At 61.6% G+C, this 21,468-nt stretch carries 17 protein-coding genes and 1 pseudogene; 13 read left to right on the plus strand and 5 right to left on the minus strand.

The window, feature by feature from the left end; translation table 11 throughout:
* The first annotated feature begins 5 nt into the window (after positions 1-5).
* The 6 genes from ACBG85_RS29840 (at position 6) to ACBG85_RS29865 (ending at position 4,749) form a co-directional block, all read left to right on the plus strand.
* Complete coding sequence (locus ACBG85_RS29840) at positions 6-353, plus strand: hypothetical protein (protein ID WP_003941264.1); 348 nt, start codon at positions 6-8, stop codon at positions 351-353.
* A 142-nt stretch (positions 354-495) separates the two neighbouring features.
* Positions 496-711 (plus strand): hypothetical protein, encoded by a 216-nt coding sequence (locus ACBG85_RS29845; protein WP_003941254.1) that lies wholly within the window; start codon positions 496-498, stop codon positions 709-711.
* Positions 712-1,014 (plus strand): type II toxin-antitoxin system PemK/MazF family toxin, encoded by a 303-nt coding sequence (locus ACBG85_RS29850; protein WP_003941269.1) that lies wholly within the window; start codon positions 712-714, stop codon positions 1,012-1,014.
* A 28-nt stretch (positions 1,015-1,042) separates the two neighbouring features.
* Complete coding sequence (locus ACBG85_RS29855) at positions 1,043-3,004, plus strand: hypothetical protein (RefSeq protein WP_372027953.1); 1,962 nt, start codon at positions 1,043-1,045, stop codon at positions 3,002-3,004.
* Positions 3,004-3,801 carry a hypothetical protein gene (locus ACBG85_RS29860; protein WP_054186624.1) on the plus strand — a complete coding sequence of 266 codons (798 nt, stop codon included), beginning with the start codon at positions 3,004-3,006 and terminating at the stop codon, positions 3,799-3,801. Before ACBG85_RS29855 ends, ACBG85_RS29860 begins: the two co-directional genes overlap by 1 nt.
* 252 nt (positions 3,802-4,053) lie before the next feature.
* The gene (locus ACBG85_RS29865) at positions 4,054-4,749 is read left to right on the plus strand and encodes a TIGR02206 family membrane protein (protein WP_054186625.1); all 696 of its coding nucleotides are present in this window, start codon (positions 4,054-4,056) and stop codon (positions 4,747-4,749) included.
* A gap of 658 nt (positions 4,750-5,407) precedes the next feature.
* Here the strand turns inward: ACBG85_RS29865 and ACBG85_RS29870 are convergent.
* A complete protein-coding gene (locus ACBG85_RS29870) occupies positions 5,408-5,584 on the minus strand; it encodes a hypothetical protein (RefSeq protein ID WP_156423133.1) in 177 nt (58 codons plus the stop codon).
* Between the two features lie 185 nt (positions 5,585-5,769).
* A pseudogene (locus ACBG85_RS29875) lies at positions 5,770-7,790 on the minus strand (heavy metal translocating P-type ATPase).
* 98 nt (positions 7,791-7,888) lie between these two features.
* On the opposite strand from ACBG85_RS29875, the gene ACBG85_RS29880 reads away from it, so the two are divergent.
* The 6 genes from ACBG85_RS29880 to ACBG85_RS29905 all read left to right on the plus strand — a co-directional run bounded on the left by ACBG85_RS29880 (position 7,889) and on the right by ACBG85_RS29905 (position 14,960).
* Complete coding sequence (locus tag ACBG85_RS29880; RefSeq protein WP_054186626.1) at positions 7,889-8,251, plus strand: metalloregulator ArsR/SmtB family transcription factor; 363 nt, start codon at positions 7,889-7,891, stop codon at positions 8,249-8,251.
* A gap of 776 nt (positions 8,252-9,027) precedes the next feature.
* A complete protein-coding gene (locus tag ACBG85_RS29885; RefSeq protein WP_147343786.1) occupies positions 9,028-9,351 on the plus strand; it encodes a hypothetical protein in 324 nt (107 codons plus the stop codon).
* Positions 9,352-9,647: 296 nt separating this feature from the next.
* On the plus strand, positions 9,648-11,261 hold the full coding sequence (locus tag ACBG85_RS29890) for an NlpC/P60 family protein (protein ID WP_172827046.1): 1,614 nt from the start codon (positions 9,648-9,650) through the stop codon (positions 11,259-11,261).
* A gap of 579 nt (positions 11,262-11,840) precedes the next feature.
* Entirely contained in the window at positions 11,841-12,287 is a 447-nt protein-coding gene (locus tag ACBG85_RS29895; RefSeq protein ID WP_181991983.1) for a rhodanese-like domain-containing protein, read from the plus strand.
* Between the two features lie 319 nt (positions 12,288-12,606).
* On the plus strand, positions 12,607-14,325 hold the full coding sequence (gene ctaD, locus ACBG85_RS29900) for a cytochrome c oxidase subunit I (protein ID WP_054186713.1): 1,719 nt from the start codon (positions 12,607-12,609) through the stop codon (positions 14,323-14,325).
* Positions 14,326-14,402: 77 nt separating this feature from the next.
* Positions 14,403-14,960 carry a hypothetical protein gene (locus tag ACBG85_RS29905; RefSeq protein ID WP_147343785.1) on the plus strand — a complete coding sequence of 186 codons (558 nt, stop codon included), beginning with the start codon at positions 14,403-14,405 and terminating at the stop codon, positions 14,958-14,960.
* Positions 14,961-15,147: 187 nt separating this feature from the next.
* On the opposite strand, the gene ACBG85_RS29910 is transcribed toward ACBG85_RS29905, so the two are convergent.
* Positions 15,148-16,143 carry a DMT family transporter gene (locus ACBG85_RS29910; RefSeq protein ID WP_082661359.1) on the minus strand — a complete coding sequence of 332 codons (996 nt, stop codon included), beginning with the start codon at positions 16,141-16,143 and terminating at the stop codon, positions 15,148-15,150.
* A gap of 503 nt (positions 16,144-16,646) precedes the next feature.
* On the opposite strand from ACBG85_RS29910, the gene ACBG85_RS29915 reads away from it, so the two are divergent.
* Entirely contained in the window at positions 16,647-17,123 is a 477-nt protein-coding gene (locus ACBG85_RS29915; RefSeq protein WP_054186711.1) for a hypothetical protein, read from the plus strand.
* 169 nt (positions 17,124-17,292) lie between these two features.
* Here the strand turns inward: ACBG85_RS29915 and ACBG85_RS29920 are convergent, their stop codons facing one another.
* Together ACBG85_RS29920 and ACBG85_RS29925 are read right to left on the minus strand one after the other, a co-directional pair.
* A complete protein-coding gene (locus ACBG85_RS29920; RefSeq protein ID WP_054186710.1) occupies positions 17,293-19,077 on the minus strand; it encodes an N-acetylmuramoyl-L-alanine amidase in 1,785 nt (594 codons plus the stop codon).
* A 129-nt stretch (positions 19,078-19,206) separates the two neighbouring features.
* The gene (locus ACBG85_RS29925; protein ID WP_054186709.1) at positions 19,207-21,381 is read right to left on the minus strand and encodes an MMPL family transporter; all 2,175 of its coding nucleotides are present in this window, start codon (positions 21,379-21,381) and stop codon (positions 19,207-19,209) included.
* Positions 21,382-21,468: the final 87 nt, after the last annotated feature.

Consider the following 21,468-nt stretch of genomic DNA (forward strand, 5'->3'; position numbering starts at 1 on the left):
AACACATGTCCGAAACAACGAAGCCCGAATACCGTGCACGCGCCTGGGAAGGAATAGACACATTCGACGCAGTCGCGGCATCGACAGCAGGCGGCAGCAAGCACGATGACTTCCGCTACGAGCAAGACCCCGAGTCGCAGATCCACGACAACGGCGTCCGCGCTGTGCGGGCAGCAGACGGAATGATCGCGTATGCCCGCCGCTGCGGAACCGGCACCGAAGAATTGCCCACCGTGTTCGCGGATTTCCTCTCCGATGCGCACCACCTGGCCGACGCGTTGGGCGTCGATTGGGAAGAAGCCACATGCAATGGGGAGGGGCATTACACCGCCGAGTTGTACGGCGCCGAGTAATCGGGGCACTGACGGTCGGACAATCCACGGACGTTCGGCCGGCAGTCCCCGGCACCGGGAGTGTCAGGGGCGGTGGTTGCAAGGAGATGAATGGATGTGGGACTGGTACCGGTTTACATCCCAATTCGGTATCATGATGGTTATGAGTACGCAGATCGCGGTACGGCTACCCGAGGACATCGTGGCGTTTCTCGACAGTGAGGTCAGCGGTGGGCGTGCGAAAAGCCGTGCTCAAGTCGTGCTTCGAGCGTTGGAGCGTGAGCAGCGTCGACAGTTGGCGGTCCGCGACGTGGAGATCCTGTCTGACGGCGCGGGTAGCGATGTGAATATCGCTGCCGCGCACGGGAAGAAGAACTGAGTGCGCCCGATCCACGAGGCGCAACTCGGAGATCTTTGTCCGGTGTTGGTCCTGACGAGGGAATTGGTTCGGCCCCACCTGGGGACGGTCACTGTTGCCCCCATTCGTTCGAAGGGGCGGGGGTTGTCGACCGAACTGAGTTTAGGTGAAGGCAACGGCGTCGAGGACGGATCTGTTGCCGACTGCGACGGGGTGACGACCATCCCCGTGTCGGCACTCGGTGCGAACCGAGGATTTCTCCTGCCGGCTCAGGAAGTGTTGTTGAGCAGGGCGCTGCGATCAGCATTCGATCTCGAATCATGAGGAAATCAGCAGCGAGGATGGGGGAGAGATGGTGGTGAAGAAGTGGGAGCAGATTCCCCTGTTCGACCTCGATCCTCCTCCGGTGCCCGAAGTTCATGGCGAAGGTTCTGAGCTCGATTCTGAACCAGCTCTCTTCGGGATCGAAGACGCCACGGCGCCGGATCCCGATGCTGACGTGATGGATGCCCGTGCGCCGATTGCGGAGGATCGTGTCGCCGCGGAACCAGAGGTCGAACCAGTGGCAGGCGAAAGCGCCCCCATAGCGCGGCAAGGTACGGACTCGTCACGGTCTTCGGATTACAACACGGAAACAGTTGTGCCCCAAAGCGAGCTCACTGCTGAGGTGGATTCGGAACCCACCGAGGCATCTGAACTCGACGCAACCGAATCGGGCACCCTTCCTCCCGCCAGCGAGGCAGCAGACGGCCACGCCGTCATTGTCACAGCAGCCGGCACCTACACACCGTCTGGCCACACACTCACCGGCCCAGTCGATTCCATCGAAAAACTCGACAAACTCATCAGATGGGCAACGCTCACCCCGCTGGGCGCACCGGCACAGATCTGGATAGTCGGAATCGAAGCTTGCGAAATGCTCGGATGGATCATCGACCCAGGCAGCGAAGACGATGTCGACGACATGGAAATCCTCCGCACCCGCGCTGCCGAAGAACTCACCGCGATCCTCCACGCCACGCTGACCCCCATGCTGACCGCAGGATGGGAACTGCGCGGAGAACCCGGCCACGTCGTTCACCTCTCCCGCACCACCGGGAACTTCACATCCATGGTCGACATTTTCATCGAACCCTATGTATGGACCTACTGGAACAAAGACTTCGGATGGGGCAATCGCGTGGGAGACATGGGAATTCTCGGATCACCCACCGCCGGAACCTACCTCCCCGACGACGACCTCCCCGCTGCGCAGGAACTGGGACGCCGACTCGCCTGGTGCGCACAACACCTCGGCGTGCTACCCGGCCCCACCCCCGCACGCACCGGCGCCGCCATCGTCGACAAGATCAAACGCGACCGCACCCGCAGCGGTAAAGGAATCGTCGTCACTGTCGGTGGACCGGTCCCACCGCTGGACGGCGAACCCCGCGGAGATCTCGAACCTGCCCTCGGATGGACCCGCATCCCGGACCTCGAAGAACTTTCCGACGCAACACAACTGGTATCGATAGACCAACGAGCTGCGTACCTCGCTTCCGCTGGCATGCTCGAATTCGGCTACGGAAAACCTCGACATCTTCGCGGCGAGAACGCGCTCGACGCTGCGCGGCAATCGAAAACCCCGTTCGGACTCTGGCGTGTAACCCTCCCACCGGGTGACATGCTGGCGCTCCCACCCGCTCTACCGTTGCCTCACCCACACATGCTCGCCGACCAACCTGTGCAGACCTGGATCACCACCGTCAGCCTCGATGCACTTCAAACGTCCATCGCCGATGGCGGAATCGGCGCAGAACTCGACGACCTCGACATCGCAGAAGCATGGGTCTACCCCGAACAGGGACGGGCCCTCGACAAGTGGGCGAAATTCTTGCGAGAAGCCCGCAAAGTTGCCGTCGACACAGGCGACACAGCAATGAAACGGTTCATCGGCGCCTGCTACAAGGGTTACATCGGCCGAATGGTCAACCCCGACATGTGGACCGCCAAACAAATGCAACACCATCACCAACCGCTCTGGCGAGCAGCGATCATCGCACACTGCCGCTGGCGAGGCCGCCGCGTCGCGATGCGCATCGCACGCGAAACCGGGCGTTGGCCACTGCGCACCGTCACCGACTCCTGGGTCTACCCCCTGCCCCCGGGCATCGACATCGCAGACGAGAGTGACGCACTCGGGAAAATGACTCTGGAAAAGAGCGCCCCGCTCACCGAAAACATAACCGTCATGCTGACCGACGCACGCGACACCCACGAGATCAACCTCGCACTCAAAGCTGCGTTCACCGACGAAGATGAAGGAAACATATAGTGGCCCTGCATCTTCCGAAACCGCGATCAACCAAACCCGCACAGAAGACCGTCGGCTTGGACGGACTCAACGTATCCGTCTCGACAGCAGCGACCAGTGGTGTCGAAAAATCGAAATCGGTCAAAAGTGGGGGATTGGCCGGACTCACCAGCAAAGTCTCCGTACGCCAGCTCCGTACCGAAATCGGTAAAGAAGGCCTACGGCAAGCAGCTGTCGACGCCGGGAGAAAGCCACCCTCTGACCGAACACTGCGCCGCTGGGCGCAGCAAGGACGAATCCCGCACCCCGACGTCACCGAACGTGCACAACGGCGAGCCGCCATCGAACGCCTCGGTGGAATCGACGCTGTCGCAAAGAAAATCGGCCGTTCACGATCAGCGGTCTCTCGCTACCGTTCCGGCGAAACGAACGAGCTGCGCGCTGACGCGAAAAAGAAACTCAAAAACGTCAAAGCTCGCGACATCATGGACCGCGCCGGCGTCCTACGACCCGACGGGCAACCCAAAAAGGCCACCATCCGAGTCCGCGGGGGAGTGTCCGTCCGCAACGGTTCCGAAGAAGGTTACGACTATCGAGTGCGTACCCTCGATTTCGCGAACTCCGACAGCCCCTTCAGTCTCGACGAAACACGAGAACTCGCCATGGCTTTGGCCAACGACGATCATGCCCGGGTGGTTGCCATCCTCGAACGTCACGCCACGATGGATTACCCCGAGAACAAGGGCTTCGACCAGTACGGCGACACTTTCGGATTTCACTTCGATTCCATCGAATCCGTCCACATCGACTGGAACTAGTGTGCGGTCCTCAAATCGTCACCCTTAGTTACCCAACAGTATTGCGATGGCGGATTTCGGGTGCAACGCCGAGATTCTTCTGACCGGCGGCGAGCGCGAACAGCGAGGATTTTTCCGCATTACTCGCGGCAGGCGGTTTTCGTTGTGGAACAGTGGATGATGTTTATACCTAAGCGGCGACAACACGGGTTTGCTCGACCGCACAGCCAGAGGACGATCTCGCGTGCAGACTCTGCGGAGGTGAGGTGACTTTTGTACATTGCGCAGCAGGCGTTTTCAGCGTACGGGCCGTCGTACTGGGCCGTTATTGCTCTGTTCGCGTCCGGGGCCTTGCTGCTTGTCCTGGTTGGACGTCGACAGACGGAGGTGCAGGCTCGGCGCTTCGGTCGGTTGTTCGGGGCGGTGACGGGCGCGATCTACGGATCGGCGATGGTCTACTCGGCGATTCCTTTCTCTATCGGTAGTTCGGTGCCTTTGCAGCTTACTGATTTGGTGACCGCTGCAGCGGCCTATGCGTTGTGGTCGCAGCGGCATTGGGCGTTTTCATTGACCTACTACTGGGGTCTGGTTCTCAGTACGCAGGCTTTGATCTCACCGGTTCTGGCGGGGCCAGATTTCCCAAGTTACGAGTTTCTCGCTTTCTGGGCGATTCATCTGTTGGTGGTCTGGGCGGCGATCTATCTCACGTGGGGCAGGGGGATGCGGCCAGGATGGGGCAGTTACAAATTTGCTATCGCGTCCACGGCAGCCTGGGCGACCGTCGCATTCACGTTCAATATTGTTGCGGGAACCAACTACGGATTTCTCAATGCGAAGCCGGTGACAGCATCGCTGTTGGACGTGATGGGTCCGTGGCCGGTGTACTTGGCGACCGGTTCGGCAGTGCTGCTGCTGGTGTGGGGCCTGATGACGTGGCTGTGGCAACCGTCGCTTCGGCGTCCTGGGTGAGGCAGATGTCATCTGAACAGATAGTGGCTTCTCGCCGCGTTTTCTATCCAAAGGACAAACTGGATGCGGAATGTGTTGGCGCCCAGCGGCCTTGGGTGCTAGTGGGTCGGCCATTGAGCGGATGCGATGAGAGGCGTCTCTTCGGCTGACTGGGCTGTGGGGTTCACGGTAGCTGCACATACCCAAAACAAGTGAGTTGGATTGCCCGTTCAGTGCCCTGCGGCCACTCTGCCTCGTGGCTGCAGGGCACTGAACACCTACGGGGGAACATCACCTCATGTCGATGTCTCAGTGGACTTCTGCCGGCTCTGATGTGCCTAATCGAATGGTCGCGGTTGAGCGGGCCGGTTACGTCGTCGCTTCCATGGCAGTGACTGGCTGCAGGCCCACGCGAAACTGAACGAGTCCTAACTTGTCGCCCAAGTTCTTACTTTGCATCCATCCGGAGAAGCGTTCCGCAGGCGAAGCGGCCAAGTAGGAAGCGACGCAAGTAGTAGGTCGCCCGGGGCGAGTATCGCTGTACCGTGATAACTCACAGCGTCCAGTCGAACGAGCAAGCAGTGATCGCAACAAAATCGCGTCCAGAGGCGCCAAGCCACGGGATCCCCTGGCGCAGAACGGCAAGTTGTTGCGGATTTGGACCGTACTCATCAGGGGGTCAGCGCGCGACATTCTCTGAGTTGAGTCGACTGACCTCCGAACGCAGGCGGTGCATCCTTCGCTCAGCTCTGGACTTGCGATGGCCATTTTCGTGACCTACGGACATCAACCCCACCATCGTGGCCATTCCGACCGGAATCCCGAGAACCACGACGAGGAAGGGCATCAAACTCATGGGGTCTCCTTTTGGTCGGATCGAATGGTCTGCGGTGACCCACGATCAGTTACTACTATCGAACATAGTAGATGGTGGAGGGTCGAGGCCCCGTGGAGGGTGCGCGCGCCTGCGCTGGCACGCTCGCGTGCCGCCGGTGCCGCACGCGAGTGCGTGACTCGGTTAGGGGTTTTGGCCGAACGAGCTCAACCCCTCGCGGCGACGGGCGGCACTGTGCGTGGGCCGGTTCGCGTTCGGAGCCAGGCACTTTGTCTGAGGAGTCGCATTCCGTTGAGTCCGACGATGACGGTGGAACCTTCGTGTCCGGCGACACCGAGGGGTAACGGTAAGTGCCCGAACAGGTCCCACAGGACGAGGGTGGTGATGAAGGTGGCGACGATCGCGAGGTTGGCGATCACGATGCGGCGTGCGCGGCGTGAGAGGGCGATCACGCGCGCGATGGTGGCGAGTTCGTCGCGGACGATGACGGCGTCGGCGGTGTCGAGGGCGAGGTCGGATCCGGCGCGGCCCATGACGACGCCGGTGTGCGCGGCGGCGAGTGCGGGGGCGTCGTTGACGCCGTCACCGACCAGTAGCACTTTCGCGCCGCTGCGTTCGAGTTCGGCGACGGCGGTGACCTTGTCCTCGGGGAGGAGTCCGGCCCGCACGTCGGGGATCCCGACCTGTGCGGCGAGCGCAGCGGCGGCGCGGGGATTGTCGCCGGTCAGTAGAACCGGAGTGTGTCCGGTGAGGGAAGTCAGTTCATTGACGACACCGCGGGCGCCGTCGCGGAGTTGATCGGCCAGTCCGAGTACTCCGATCGGTGCGGCGTCGACAATCACCACGATCGCGGTCTTTCCACCGGCTTCCATCTCGGCGGCCGCAGACATCGCTTGGGCGGTGTCACGGTCCGCGATCGCGGCCGACGCGGCTGGAAGCAGGTACGCGGGGCTGCCGACCTGAATCCGGCGACCGTTCAGGCGTGCTCGCACTCCGCGGCCGGGGGCGGAGTCGAACTCTTCGACAGGGGGCACCTTCAGCCCGCGTTGGCGGGCGGCGGCGGCGATCGCGGCGGCGAGCGGGTGCTCGCTGGGATGCTCGGCAGCGGCGGCGAACGTGAGCAGCTCGTCGGCGGCGATGTTCGCCCCGCTCATCGGCCGGATGTCCGTCAGGCCGGGGACCCCTTGGTGAGGGTTCCGGTTTTGTCGAATGCGACGGTGGTGACCGAACCGAGCTGCTCCATCACGACGGCGGATTTGACCAACACGCCGTTGCGGCCGGCGTTGGCCATCGCCGCCAGTAGCGGCGGCATCGTGGCCAACACGACCGCGCACGGGGAGGCGACGATCATGAACGTCATCGCCCGCAGCAGCGACGGTTGCAGGGCGCCGCCGAGCCCGAACGGGATGAAGAACACTGCGAGGGTCGCGGCCACGACTCCGACCGAGTAGTACTGCTCGACCTTCTCGATGGACAGCTGCGCCTTCGCTTTCGTGGCGGACGCTTCTTCGACCATCGCCACGATCCGCGCGACGACCGTTTCCGATGCCGCGTGATCGATCCGGATTCGCAGAGTGCCGGTCCCGTTGAGGGTTCCGGCGAACACCTCGTCATCGCGATGTTTTGCCACTGGTAGGGGTTCTCCGGGGATCGAGGCCTGATCGACATCGCTGCTTCCGGAGATGATCCGGCCGTCGCCGCCGATCCGCTCGCCCGGACGGACGACGATCACATCACCTGCCGTCAAAAACGCTGCATCCACCATGGTTTCGTGCCCGTCAGGGCCGATGACGGTGGCACGTTCGGGTGCGAGATCGAGCAGGCTGCGCACCGAGTCGGCGGTGCGCTGGGTCAGGAATGCTTCCAGCGCGCCGGAGGTGGCGAAGATGACGATCAGCAGGCCGCCGTCGAGGACCTGGCCGATCGCCGCGGCGCCGATCGCGGCGACGATCATGAGCAGGTCGACGTCGAGGGTTTTCTCTCGAAGCGCCTGCAGACCCGCCAGTGCGGGTTCCCACCCGCCGGTGACGTAGCAGCCCAGATACAGCGTCCACCACAGCCAGGTCGGGGCACCGCCGAACTGAGCGGCGAGCCCGAGGGCGAACAGTCCGGTCGCGATGGCTGCCCACCGCACTTCCGGGAGTGCGAATGCTCGGGTGCGGGCGGCGGTTGCGGGCCGGGGCGCGGCGGGGCCGGTGTGTGGATCGCTGCGTACGGGGGTGGTCATGGCACGGCTTCCGGCTGGTGGCGGGGTGGGAACGAACGCCACGATACAGGAAAATATGAAGACCTCTTCATGTAATCATGATGGGTAGGATGCCTCACATGGGTCACGGAGTCGAAGGCACAGCCACGCCGCCCGCGCAGCTCGATGCGGAGTCGGCCGCGACGGTGGCTGCCACGTTGCAGGCGTTGGCGACGCCGAGTCGACTGCGGATGTTGACTCGGCTGCGGCACGGGGCGTGTTCTGTGGGTGACCTGGTGGAGGCGGTGGGGATGGAGCAGTCCGCTGTCTCGCATCAATTGCGGCTGCTGCGTGCGATGGGGTTGGTGACGGGGACGCGGCAGGGCCGCAACGTCGTGTACAGCCTGTACGACAATCATGTGGCGATGCTTCTCGACGAAGCGGTCTATCACATCGAACATCTCGGGCTCGGAATCGCCGACGACCCGATCCGTGCCCTGTAGAGGTTTGCTCCATATGCGGCCAATCGACGCCGTCGTTCCCTCGGCGGCGCGTCTGACGGCCTGGTGTCAGTGCGTGCGGCGACAAACTCGCTGAAGCCATGGTGCAGTGGTGTGACCGACCTCGATCTCTCCGCTGGGTCGAGGTGAATGTGTTGATCAATCGGCATTCCCCTGATCGGGTTACCCTTCATTTCGACCCCTGACATCTCCTCCCCTGGTCGGTGGAACAACGAAAGCGATCCAACCCGATGGATACTCGTAGTCTGCCTCGGTACATGACGGTGACGGCTCTGGTCGTCGCGACCGTGACATCACTGACGGCCTGCGCGAACAGCGCTATTGATAGCGTGGCGCCCTCCCTTCAGCCATCGTCAAGCACGGCCGGCGAATCCTCGGCAGCGATGAATGGGCTCGAGTCCAGCACATCCGACACGACGCTAGTTACTGACGATTCGACGATTCCCGCCGGTCAAGCCACGACGTGGAGATTTCGAATCGACGATTCCGGGGGCAGCGCGATAACCGAGTACCAGGCAGAGCACGGCCAGCCCATGCATCTGTATTTCATTCGGGACGACTCGACGAGATTCGCGCATCTGCATCCGACGATGGCTGATGACGGCAACTGGAGCGCACCGATCTTGAGCCTCGTGCCCGGGAGATACCGCGCATACGCCCAGTTTCGGACTCTCAGCGGGAAAACCTCTGAAACACAGGTGCTTTCGCAGCTGGTCACAGTCCCTGGCGAGGGTACTCCGGAAAGGCTTCCTCACGCCATGCCGTCGACAGAGATCGACGGTTACACGCTCACGGTCGCGGGGAAACTCACGCCCGGCCAGGCAGGCGAGCTCACGGTGGACATTGCCAGAGACGGCGAGCCGGTATTCGACCTGCAGCGCTACGAGGATGCCGATATCCATGTCACTGCAATCCACGCACAGACTCTGGCCTTTGCTGATTTGACGCCGCTGGCCAGCGGTCGGCAAGGTTCGGAATTCGATGTGCCTGCGAAACTCTCGAAGTCCGGCGACTGGCGGCTGTTCATCGAGTTCCAGGCGCGGGGCCAGCTGCACACCGCGGCGATCACCGTCGCTCTGTAACGAACCTTCAGCAGGCGCAAGGACGATCGGGAGGTGCCGCCGGCGACTCGTGCGTGCACCCGACATTCCTGACCAAGGCGCGGTGGCGATTCCACGCAGCGGGTGCGGACGGTCCCGAGCCCACGAGTATTGCTGTTCTGGTCCAATCCGGTGCGACGGCACGGTCAGCCGATCTGTGGTGCTCGAGGGGAACATGTGACGCTTTTTGTCATATGGGGCAGTTGGTGATATTTATCTACTATTGTCCTTAGTACATGGGTGTCGAGTTCAGGTGAATAATCGAGGACGGGGTGTGTGTGAGGCAACGGAATCGACCCACGCGTGCTCGCACGAGAGTCGCTCACACTGTCCTCGGTCTGGCTCTCGCAAGCTCGATCGTCGCAACCATTCCCGGTATCGCGACAGCGGTTCCCCCACCACCACCACCACCGAATCCGAGCGATTCCGAGTTGCAACAGGCGGACTCGCGCGTGGATCAAACTCTGGGCCGCATCGGCGATCTGATCAACGACGTTGCGTCGGCGAATGCGCAACTCGCCGAGATCGCCGCCCAGGTTGCGATCAAGCGGGAGGATGTCAACAAGGCGTTGGTGGACCTTCAGTCATCACGTGATGTCGCGGTGGCTGCTACTGCCGCTGTGGCCTCTGCACGCACTGACATGGGAGTGGCTGGGCAGGCGATCGAGGTGGCGCAGCAGCAGTTCGACGATTTCGTTGCCGCCAGCTACAGGCAAGGCAGCACCGCCGGCTCGCTGACCGCCTTCCTCGGAACCGACAGCCCTGACGATCTCTTGGCCAAAGCTGATCTGGTGCGGATGATTACGAAGAAACATAACGCCGTCATGGACGAGCTTCAGCGCGCACGAACGTCGCGCTCGAACACGGAGTCTGTGGCACGGGCAGCCCAGGCCACTGCCGACGCTGCTGCAGCGAGAGCAGAAGACAACAAAGCCCTTGCAATGGAAGCAATCCAGCGCGTGACAGATGTGCAGAAGTCGGCAACAGACCAACAGGCAGTGGTCATGAAGGAGCGCAATTCGGCGCAAAGCGAGTTGGATGCAGCGAGAAACAGCGTGACGGGACTGCAGAACCAGCGACAGGTCTACGACCAATGGGACACTCAGCGCCGAGCAGACGAAGCAGCTACCGCAGCGGCGATCGCAGCAGCTCAGCAAGCAGCATCGGAAGCTGCGGCTCGGGTTGCTGCGGATCAAATAGCACGTGATCGAGCCGCGGACATCGCCAGCAGGCAGCGCCCGCATACACAGATCAACGACGGCCCCTCGGAGACGGAAGTGCCGTCGGCGACGACGCCACCGCCGACTGCTTCTCCGACGAAGGCTCCGCCGTCGGCGACGACGCTACCGCCGACTGCTTCTCCGACGAAGGCTCCGCCGTCGGCGACGACGCTACCGCCGACTGCTCCTCCGGCCACGACGACGGATCCCGGTGACGGCGAGGGGGACAACGGCCAGAATTCGGCCACGGGTGACGGTGCCATCGAAACCGTCATCGACCGGGCCATGTCGCAACTCGGTGTGCGCTATTCGTGGGGAGGCGGAGACGCGAACGGGCCTACCTTCGGAATTCGTGACGGTGGAGTGGCGGACACTTTCGGTGATTTCGAAAATGCAGGCTTCGACTGTTCCGGAATTATGATCTACGCGTTTGCTGGTGTGGGAATTTCACTTCCGCACTACTCCGGGTACCAGTACACCGCGGGAAGACAGGTGCCAGCTTCTCAGATGAAGCGAGGAGACCTGATCTTCTACGGGCCCAACGCAAGTCAGCACGAGGCGCTGTACCTTGGCAACAATCAGATGCTCGAATCCCCGCAGTCCGGCGATGTGGTCAAGGTTTCCCCGGTGCGTTGGGATGGCATGGTTCCCAACGTGACCAGGCTTCTCTAGGCGCTCTTCACCGTCGGTGGTATGGGTAGGCTTTCGAGGTCGGCCGAAAACGTTGCACGCGCGTCGTTCACATGTTTGTGCTCCGAATCTGGACACGTGCGGTCGAGCTGCTCGTAAGGTGGGGCAGACTTTGTTGTGGGCCCAGCTTTTCGCGGGCCTCAACCCCGACAATGCCGGGTCGGCCAAGTCGGTCCCGCAGAGCATTGTCACCCCGCATTCGCAGGTTTGAATCTGGAAAGCAATTCCTGCCCAGGTGAATCGAAGAGTGGTGGGGTGAGATTCGGGTAGAACCGCGCGCGGCGCCTAGTTCATTCCAGATTGAGGCGACTTGGCGGGATTCTCTCGAGAGGCTCCGCGAGGACGAAACCTTCTGGGCAGAATCGACTTTGGCGAGTTTCAGGCAGTTGCAGTGGAGTCGATCTCTCCTGGCATTGCAGATCGACTCGATATACTATGTGCGGTAGTAGTTCATTTCGGCGCGATGGGGTCACCGGGTCATGACAGTACGTTCGCCGAATCGTGAGACAGGTGCCGTGGATGGGCAAGGTGACGTGGTCAGTGGGTCGTTCGCGTTCTCAGATGCAATGGCGCAGGGCTCGCAGGGGTGATCGGTGGATCGGCGTCTCGTTGCTCCTGGTCATCCTTGTGTTGGTAGCCGGTTGTGGAACCGACCTTCCGGCAACCATGCGTGTCGAGCAGGGCGGACTTCCGATGACGGTTGATGTTCCGACCTTCGCCGGAGCGGTCTCCTCGCAGGACTATTTCGTCGTGGACGTTCATACGCCGGACGAGGGATCGATTCCGGGGACGAATGCACGGATTCCCTTCGATCAGCTCGATCGGCGTGCTGCAGAACTACCACGCGAGAGATCGACTCCGATTGCGGTGTACTGCATGACCGGAAGAATGAGCGAAATTGCAGTTCGAACGCTCTCCGCATTGGGGTTCACGGAGATAGTCGAACTCGGCGGAGGTATGAAAGCGTGGAAGGCGGAGGGCCGAGAACTGCTGCCGCCCGGCGCGTAGGAGCCTAGCTGCTCACGTCGAACGAGCGGCCTTCGGTGTGGACGAGCGCTTTCCTCGTCAAGCACACAAAATCCTGCCCACTCGGCCCGGAGATACGACGGCGTGGTGATGGCCGAATTCGTGTTCCGCCCTTCCACGATCGCACCTGCATCACATTTGTAGTCGCCGCCGTCGTGAACATCAACGATGGGAAATGTTGCAGCCAAAGGGCTGTGGCGGAATCTGTGGTAGCCCCGACCCTCAACTACTATGCAACATAGTAGTTGGTTTATGCTCGCCATGTGTCTTTACGAACGACTCGACAGGAAGCAGGCAACTCATGATCGTCCTCGCACCCACGCCGGTGGTCGCGCGGCCTTACCCTCCGAAGGGAGCCAAGGGGTCGTTCATCGTCAAAATGATCACCACGACCGACCCCAAGACGCTCGGAGTGATGTACCTGTTCACCTCGTTTGCCTTCTTCCTTATCGGCGGGTTGATGGCACTGATGATGCGCAGCGAGCTCGCAATACCGGGGATGCAGTTCCTGTCGAACGAGCAGTACAACCAACTGTTCACCATGCACGGCACGATCATGTTGCTGCTCTATGCGACGCCGGTCGTGTTCGGCTTCGCCAATTTCGTTCTCCCACTGCAGATCGGCGCGCCCGACGTCGCATTTCCGCGGTTGAACGCCTTCAGCTACTGGTTGTACTTGTTCGGAGCGATTATCACGACGGCTGGCTTCGTCACCCCGGGAGGTGCAGCCGACTTCGGATGGACTGCGTACACACCTCTGAGTTCGGCTGTCAGTTCGCCGGGTGTGGGCGCGGACATGTGGATCGTGGGGTTGGCGCTGTCGGGATTGGGGACCATTCTCGGCGGTGTCAACATGATCACGACGGTCATTTGCCTTCGCGCGCCGGGAATGACGATGTTCCGCATGCCGATCTTCACTTGGAACATCTTCATCACGTCCATCCTGATCCTCGTAGCGTTTCCCTTGCTCACTGCAGCGTTGGCCGGCCTCCTGGTCGACCGTCAATTGGGTGGGCATTTGTTCGATCCAGCAAACGGAGGAGTCTTGCTGTGGCAGAACCTTTTCTGGTTCTTCGGACACCCCGAGGTGTACATCATCGCGCTGCCCTTCTTCGGCATCGTGTCGGAAATATTTCCGGTCTTCAGCCGCAAACCGATATTCGGCTACACAGGACTGGTCTACGCAACGCTTGCTATCGCCGCCTTGTCGATCGCTGTCTGGGCTCACCACATGTACGCGACCGGGGCGGTCCTTCTCCCCTTCTTCTCCTTCATGACGTTCCTCATCGCGGTCCCCACGGGGGTGAAAATATTCAATTGGATCGGGACAATGTGGAAGGGACAATTGACTTTCGAGTCGCCGATGCTGTTCTCGATCGGTTTCCTGATCACCTTCCTCTTCGGTGGTCTTTCGGGGGTGCTGCTGGCCAGTCCACCGCTCGATTTTCAGGTCACCGACAGTTACTTCGTCGTGGCACATTTTCACTACGTGGTCTTCGGCACGGTTGTGTTCGCCACCTACGCGGGTATCTACTTCTGGTTCCCCAAGATGACTGGCCGCATGATGGACGAGCGGCTGGGTAAATGGCATTTCTGGACGACGTTCGTCGGATTCCACATGACCTTCCTCGTGCAGCACTGGCTCGGCGCAGAGGGGATGCCGCGCCGCTACGCGGATTACCTACCCTCGGACGGTTTTACGGTGCTGAACTCCATCTCGACCATAGGATCCTTCGTCTTGGGTGCATCCACCTTGCCGTTCATCTGGAACGTCTTCAGAAGCTACAGATTTGGTGAGGTCGTCACCGTCGACGATCCGTGGGGTTATGGCAATTCCCTCGAGTGGGCGACCAGCTGTCCGCCGCCACGTCACAACTTCACCGAGCTTCCCCCCATCCGCTCTGAGCGTCCGGCGTTCGAGATGCACTACCCACATATGGTGGATCGGATGCGCGCCGAAGCTCACACCGGAAGGTTCCAGCCCACAACGAGCACACTGTCGGGGACCGGATCCGAGTGAGCCGTCTCGTCCGCAAACTGCACGTACGCAATATATGTCGCACGTGTCTCGGGAAGAAGTGAGGGTACGAAGTCGCTATGAGGCAGGACTCAATTTCGGTGATGACTGTGCCGGCGACAGATGAGACGACAGCCGCACTGACCGATTGGTTGTTACGCGAACTCTTACCGCTCATGTTTGCCGGCGCGGGCCTCCGTCGCCCTGCCTCGACACTGCGCAAGCTCCCCTCTGTCACCGCACGTCGTATTCGATCGCCGTGGAGACTTCGCTTTCACACACGGGCACTACGGACAGCGATCGGCGCTGCGGAAGCACGACTGGCCGACAACTATGCCGGGGCGATCGAAGATCCGACGCACGGCAGCGCAGGGGTCGCCGTCCCACCCGCACGGGTGATGCCAGAGCAGGTGATGGACGCGGTAGCGCGGCTGAGCGGTGATCTGGACGAAAGTGGCTGTGAAATAGCATCATTGGCCAATCGTGCGCTGTTCGCGGCCGGTGCGGTCATCGGTACCGGCCGGGGTGATCTGTCGACACCGGATGCATACTATGCGGTCCGTGATTCCTACTGCGGGGTGCTTGCACTGCTGTGGAGTACGGACCTCGAGGTGCACGTCCAACTGCGGAACCGATGACGAACTACCGTTCGGAAGATCGGAACGGCCACCGGCGAGAGGAATCATTCGTTCGGACAACGGCGATTGAGGACTGTCGTTGCATCGGGGAAGTCGTACCGGCGGCGACTGTTCACACGGACGGCGTAGTCGAACCGTCGACGTGAGGTAGCGGTACCAGAACCGGAGCGGGGAGAGGTGATCGTGGTCATCGATCATCGAGGGGCGGATGTGGAGACTTGCGGTGGACCTCGACCTCAGGCTCGGCTGAATCTGAGTCTGCAACATACAAGTGGCCCGGTGGACCCGCCCCGGCGGTGGCATGTTTCGTGAGGGCCACCCGCATACTGAGCAGAACCAAGACAATTCCGGTCACCATCCATCCGTCAGGTCGTTCGCGCAGGGCCGCTATGCCGATGAGCAGGCCGAAGACGGGGACAAGAAACATCCAGGGTGTGAGCGAGGACAGAGGGCATCGCCGGGTCTCTACGAACCAGGCCAAGGTGGTCGCTGCAGTCGCGATCAACCCGAGAAAAAGCAGAACTGCCACGAACCGTGGAGTCCAGTCGATACGCGGAACGCCCTCGATGACGAATGCCACGCTCGCCAGGACCGTCCCCCCGAACAATAAATGTGCTGCGCTCGCGACCACTACGTCGCCGTCCAATTGGCGCACCATCAGTGTCCCCGTAGTGACCGCGGCGGCGGACAACAGCGACAACACCGCACCCTGGCCGCCGCCGCCCGGGACCGCCACCACCAACAACCCTCCGAACCCGACCACCAATGCCAAGCCGGTCCGGGCCGTCACACGCTCGCCGAACAGCCACCAAGCAGGTAGCAGAATCAGCAGCGGCTGCGCATTCGCGAGTACAGCAGCAGTACCGGTTGCGAGCCCGGCGATTCCGGCGAACATCGCCCAGAACGCCAGGCTGACGTTGACAAGCCCGAGGAGCCCGATCCTGCCCCAGCTAGCTGCGGACCGTGGCAGTGATCGGCGCTGGGTGATGGCAACAACAGCCAGGGCTGCTCCACCGAGCAGGGCTCTCAGTGCGGCGAACCACAATAACGGCGCGTCACGGAGCCCCCACCGGACGCCGAGAAAACAGGCTCCGAGAGAAGCAGTGATCCAGAACATGCGTAGTCGTGCCGGGCGATGTGTGAATGTCGCAGTGAACCCGCTCTCACCGGATGAGCCGGTCATCGGGGGGCGTTTCCTGACCCCGACTTGGATCCGCGGCGCGGTAGCGAGACACCAGCAGAGACCGGCTCGGCCCAGAACAGCGCCGTCGTGGGCGAACCGGCCCGCACAAGTGGATGGGTGACCGGGTTTGACGGCGCACCGGTAGCGATCGTAATGGTGAACTCCATTGGTAGCCCTCCTGTTCGCGTGGGGCGGCGCAGTCCACGAATGTGCAAGGTCTGTGAGGGGTGTAACCGTGCAACGATCAGCTCATCCCATTGTGCGCCCGACGACGGGATGAAATGACGTTCGTCATCGGGTGTGTCCAGCGCGTGCGGCGGTCGAGAGACCGACGAGAGGTGCACTGAATATGGTGGAGATCTACGAGTGATGCGACCTGAACGTCAGGTGATACCCCGCCTCGGGTGGGATGCACGTCGATGTGAAGGATTGCCGTTTCCGGTCGCCTCGTACAGTGAACTACTATCTCTTTTAGTAGTTCACTGTACGAGGGGGCATCGGCGATGACGAATTGGTCGCTCTGGCGTTGGATCACGGCGTCGGCAGGGGCGGTGGTTGCAGCGCTCATCGTGGGCGTCCCCGCCGGGATAGTACCGACCTCGTTCTACCAGCGGATGACTCCGGTGCTGTGGTGGAACTATCCGGTGTGGATCGCGACCGCGATATTGAGTGGATTGATACTCGCGACGTACGTGCGCACGCAATCCAGTTCTGCAGCCCCCTCGCGTGTGAGCATTGGCAGTAATGCGCTGGCTCTGTTGGCCGTCGGCTGTCCGGTGTGCAACAAATTGGTGATCATGACTGTCGGTGTGACGGGTGCGTTGAATCTGTGGGCACCGATACAACCGGCCGTGGGACTGATTTCACTGGCTTTGATGGCGGGCGCGTTTCGGCAGCGGCTGAAAGGTGAGCGGGCGTGCAGAGTGCGCCCTCCTGTATCGAAGGACTTGATCGGCACTGCGGTCCCCGAACGGTCCTAGGACGACATTGACAGTTGCGATGTCCCGAGTGAGCCCCCGAGAAGTCTGTCGCACTCCCGAATCCTGCGAGGGACTCGGGAGTGTCAACTCCACTCTTTGTGGTGGGCGTTCAGTTGAGTCCGTTTCTGCGAGAGAAGGACTCGTGGCGTCCTTGACTCTCTCGGCGATGTCACGGTAGCCGAGAGACCGCTCCGGTATGTGGGTCGAACAGCAGGGACCCACCCTCGAAGTCGGAGCGTGGGCCGTTCACGGTGTTGTACTCATCGCTGATGGGGAGGCCGAGCATGCTGTTCTCCGCGCCTGCGGCTTTCCATGCCTCGTAGATTCGGCCGAGGACTACCCAGGCGTTGCCGGCGATTTCGTAGATAGCGCCATTTTGATAATTGGTTCGGATGAGGCCGCCTGGGGTGGGGGAATCGGTTTCGACCGGACCTCCCAGGGGTCCGTCCTGGGCGCCTGAGGCGGCCCACTTCGTCGCGGTTGCGGACTCTTGTGGGTTCGAATGTGTTGTGCTGACAGGGGGGTTCAGGCTGGAGTTGTCGGAGGGGGTGGCGGTCTGTGGCGTCGGGTCGGAACCGTCGCCGTATGAGGCCGCAATAGTTCGAATGGTATCCATTTGTGCGTACCCCTGTTCGCCGGGATCGGCGGTGTTGCCGAGGTCGCGGTGCGCAGAAATGATCGGGATGTCGACGGCGGCCCCTTCGGGGAAGGACGTGAATTCGGTTCCTTCCGAGTACATGGTCGTGCGTCCTAGTGGATCCAGGCCGGCCAGTTTCAGTCGCCACCCCAGAAAGGTTCCCACGGTGTTGATTTCGGAGGAGGTCGGCGGGGTTGACGTGTAGTCGCCCATCATTGCCACGCCTACTGTGTTTTCGTTGAATCCGCCGGTGTGTGCTCCCTGGACGGGCTTGTCCAGGCCGCCGGCTCGGCCTTCGAAGATTTGACCGTATTTGTCGACGAGCGCGTTGTAGCCGATGTCGCACCATCCGAGCGTTTGTGCGTGGTAGGCATAAATACCACGCACGATGTCGGCGGATTCTTCCTTGGAATATTCGTTGCTTCCGGCTGTGTGGTGAACGACAGCTCCCCCGAGGAACTCGTCGTAGACGGGTGCCTCGCATCGAAGGGACTCGTCGGCTCCCCATTGTGCACGGGTGATCACGGAGAATCCCGGACTTGCATTGGTGTCGGCTGATTTCAGGGGAGATGCGGGACCGCTGCCGGGCTCGATGAGTACGGCGGAGAGATCACCTTCTTTCGCTGGGGAGCGGACCAATGGTTGTGTCAGGGCCGCAGGGGTGTAGGCGGTAACGAGGGGAGGGACGACGGGAAGCGGTGGTCGTGGTTGCTCACTCGGCACGGCCGGATTTTGGATGGAGGGGACGAGGAGTTGAACGGTATTCGTGGTTCCGACGAATACCGGGTCCGTGCCTTGCAAGTGCCGGCCCGGCGATGTGTCGGCTGGCGCGGTCGAAAGCCATGGGCCCCAGCCTCCGTCCGATTGGCGCGCTCGTACGGCCGCTGCCGGCGCTGTGGGGCCATTCGATGTCAACGCGACCATCCGAAATGGCTCTTCCCTGGTGATCTCCTTGACCGACATCTCCGAAGGGATCTCCTGCCTCGGTGACGGTTCGGAATCGACCTTCGGTTTCGAACGTGGATCATCGGTGGGCAGATCAGTGCCGGTGGCTGCGGCAAGGACATTTAATCCCAGCCTGAGCAGGGCTGAGAGGTCGATGCCCGTGAACTCTTTGAGGGGTATCGAGAGATCCGGAATGCTCGTAAGGGCGACGTCGGCTATCTGTGCCGCAGATTCGGAGGCCGACGAAGACTGTGCGGAGCGGACTTCGGGTGAGGTGTCCGTCGTGACATGGGAGATGAAGGGGCTGGCGACGGCGAGGGCTGCGACGGAGCCGAGGACCAGCGAGAATTTTGATCGTCGTCGTTGGGGCATATGGCAGAACTTCCTGTGATGCGGGAGTTTTCGGCGATTCGCACACCGACGTCGACTGTTGAGGTCCGGTGTCGGCCGGGCGGGTCGGATGAGGCCCGACATCGTCATTCTGCCATAAAGTCTCGACTGTTACTTGAGGGTTGCGGCGTGGATGTGGTCGGCAGGTGGTGGCGCGGTTGTGGAAGAGCCGCCGATGCCGATCTGTGAATGGATGCGCGACAACCATAGAGGCGCCCACCAATTGGCTTCTCCCATCAGTTTCACCAACGCCGGGACCAGGAGCATCCGTACGAGGGTGGCATCGAGAACCAATGCCAGAATCATTCCGACACCCAAGAACCTCATGATCGACAGGCCGGACAATGTGAAGGCTCCGGTCACGACGATCAGCAGGAGCGCCGCCGCGGTGATCACCCTGCCTGTGCGCTCCGCACCGATACGGACTGACTCTTCCGTCGTTGCTCCTGCGCTGTGGGCTTCTGACATTCGTGCCATGAGGAACACTTCGTAGTCGGTGGACAGACCGAACACGACTGCGAGAATGAGGACCACGAACGTCGCTTCGAGGGGTGCCGGTGTGACGCCAATCCACTGGGCTCCGTTGCCCAACTGGAAGATCCATGTCAACGCTCCGAAAGTTGCGGCCAGACTCAGGCATGCCATCGCCACAGCCTTGAGGGGCAGGACGATCGAGCCGAATGCAAGAAGTAAGAGCGCCAGCGTCGAGGCGATCATGATGGACACCATCACCGGAAGCCAGCGCTCGATCGCGGAGTTTCCGTCGTCGAAGGTTGCTTGGCTTCCCCCGACCAGATATTCCGTATCTGCAGGTGCAGGTAGTGCCCGTAGATTCGCAATCACGGCGCTGGCTTGGTCGGAGGGGATCTCCGCGAAAAGCGCTTGGGCAATGACGGTGTCGTCCCTCGAGGCGACGACGAATGCTTGGGCGATTCCGTCGATTCGGGCAGCAGCCGATACGACTGCGTTGACCGCTCCGGCATCGGGGGTGGCTCCGCTCAGGCTTCGGAAGAGAAGGGTCGCTCCGTCTCCGGTGGAGGGAAATTCGGAGACCAAGGTCTGTGCAGCCGAGCGTGCCGGGTCGTCTGCGGGGAGGGCGGTGAAGGTCGCCTCTCCGAGTGAGGCGCTGGCCAAGGGCGTGGCCATGAGCATCAAGCCCGTCCCTATGGTGACTGCGACGATGACAGGACGTTTCATGACCCATGCCACGACCGTGCCCCAGAAACGGCGAGCTCGGGCTTCTCCTGAGTGCACGGCGTGTTTACGCCAGGTGAGCGCGTTGATTCGGCTTCCGAGGACGGCGAGGACGGCGGGGACCGCCGCGACGGACAAGATCGCGGCACTGGCGACCGCGGCGATTGCCCCGAAGCCCAACGATCGAATCACGGCTTGAGGAAAAACCAGCATGCCCGCGAATGCGCAGACGAGAAGCAAGCCGGAGAACATGACCGTTCTCCCGGCCGTCGTGGTCGTCCGGAGTGCCGCTTCGCGAGCGTCGCCTCCGGATGCGGTGAGTTCTTCACGGAAACGGCTGACGATGAAAAGCCCGTAGTCGATCGCGAGTCCGAGCCCGATGAGGGAGGCAACGTTGAGGGCGAACGAATTCACTTCGGTGAGTAGAGTCAGAAGTCGTAGAGCTGCAAGGGAGATGATGATCGCGAAGATCCCGACCAAGACGGGAACCGCTGCAGCGACCAACCCACCGAAGATGAAGATCAACAGAATAAGTGTGATGGGCAGTGCAATCGATTCCGCCCGGACGAGGTCGGACTGCAGCCGGTGGTTGAAGGCCGTCCCGACTATCGACCCCCCAGCGAATTCCGCTTGCGCTCCCTGGAGTTCGAGTAGGGGCAGCATCTCTGCGGTGTTCGCTTCTTGACCTCGAGGTCCTGGGGCGAGGGTGATTGCGATGGCGGCTTTGGTTCCGTCTGTCGAACGCAGAAGGATTTGTTCGGGTGGGGTCGATGACCAATACGACTTCACCGAATGAGTGGGTACCGATGCGGTGAACTTGTCGAGCATCTCCGTTGCCCCGCTGGTGAGGTCGGTGAGTTCAACACCTGCCGCGGGGGTGTAGATCGCGACGATGTCGGGGGTTTGTGGCCCGAAATTGGCCTCGACGGTACGCGCGACCTCGGCGGAATCGCTACCCGGGTCGGTGAATCCGCTCTGCCCCATCTCGCGGAAGACTCCGATGCCCCATATCCCGCTGGCGGCGACTGTCACCATGATGACACCGAGAATCCACCAGGGGCGGGAGACGACGAACAATGCCCAACGTGTCATTTTTCTCCGTGATATCGAGCGGGACGGTGGATTGGATCGAGACTGTTCCCTGCGGCAGGACCCCGACGACGCCGATGCGCAACCGGT

This window comes from Rhodococcus sp. NyZ502, assembly GCF_041464245.1.
In the GTDB taxonomy this organism is placed as follows: Bacteria; Actinomycetota; Actinomycetes; order Mycobacteriales; family Mycobacteriaceae; genus Rhodococcus_F; species Rhodococcus_F qingshengii.

Bases quoted from the DNA above. Each gene is read 5' to 3' on its own strand.
- ACBG85_RS29840 (WP_003941264.1), top strand. From the start codon at position 6: ATGTCCGAAACAACGAAGCCCGAATACCGTGCACGCGCCTGGGAAGGA.
- ACBG85_RS29845 (WP_003941254.1), top strand. From the start codon at position 496: ATGAGTACGCAGATCGCGGTACGGCTACCCGAGGACATCGTGGCGTTT.
- ACBG85_RS29855 (WP_372027953.1), top strand. From the start codon at position 1,043: ATGGTGGTGAAGAAGTGGGAGCAGATTCCCCTGTTCGACCTCGATCCT.
- ACBG85_RS29870 (WP_156423133.1), bottom strand. From the start codon at position 5,584: ATGAGTTTGATGCCCTTCCTCGTCGTGGTTCTCGGGATTCCGGTCGGA.
- ACBG85_RS29880 (WP_054186626.1), top strand. From the start codon at position 7,889: ATGGGTCACGGAGTCGAAGGCACAGCCACGCCGCCCGCGCAGCTCGAT.
- ACBG85_RS29885 (WP_147343786.1), top strand. From the start codon at position 9,028: ATGCCGTCGACAGAGATCGACGGTTACACGCTCACGGTCGCGGGGAAA.
- ACBG85_RS29895 (WP_181991983.1), top strand. From the start codon at position 11,841: ATGCAATGGCGCAGGGCTCGCAGGGGTGATCGGTGGATCGGCGTCTCG.
- ctaD (WP_054186713.1), top strand. From the start codon at position 12,607: ATGATCGTCCTCGCACCCACGCCGGTGGTCGCGCGGCCTTACCCTCCG.
- ACBG85_RS29905 (WP_147343785.1), top strand. From the start codon at position 14,403: ATGAGGCAGGACTCAATTTCGGTGATGACTGTGCCGGCGACAGATGAG.
- ACBG85_RS29910 (WP_082661359.1), bottom strand. From the start codon at position 16,143: ATGACCGGCTCATCCGGTGAGAGCGGGTTCACTGCGACATTCACACAT.
- ACBG85_RS29915 (WP_054186711.1), top strand. From the start codon at position 16,647: ATGACGAATTGGTCGCTCTGGCGTTGGATCACGGCGTCGGCAGGGGCG.
- ACBG85_RS29920 (WP_054186710.1), bottom strand. From the start codon at position 19,077: ATGCCCCAACGACGACGATCAAAATTCTCGCTGGTCCTCGGCTCCGTC.
- ACBG85_RS29925 (WP_054186709.1), bottom strand. From the start codon at position 21,381: ATGACACGTTGGGCATTGTTCGTCGTCTCCCGCCCCTGGTGGATTCTC.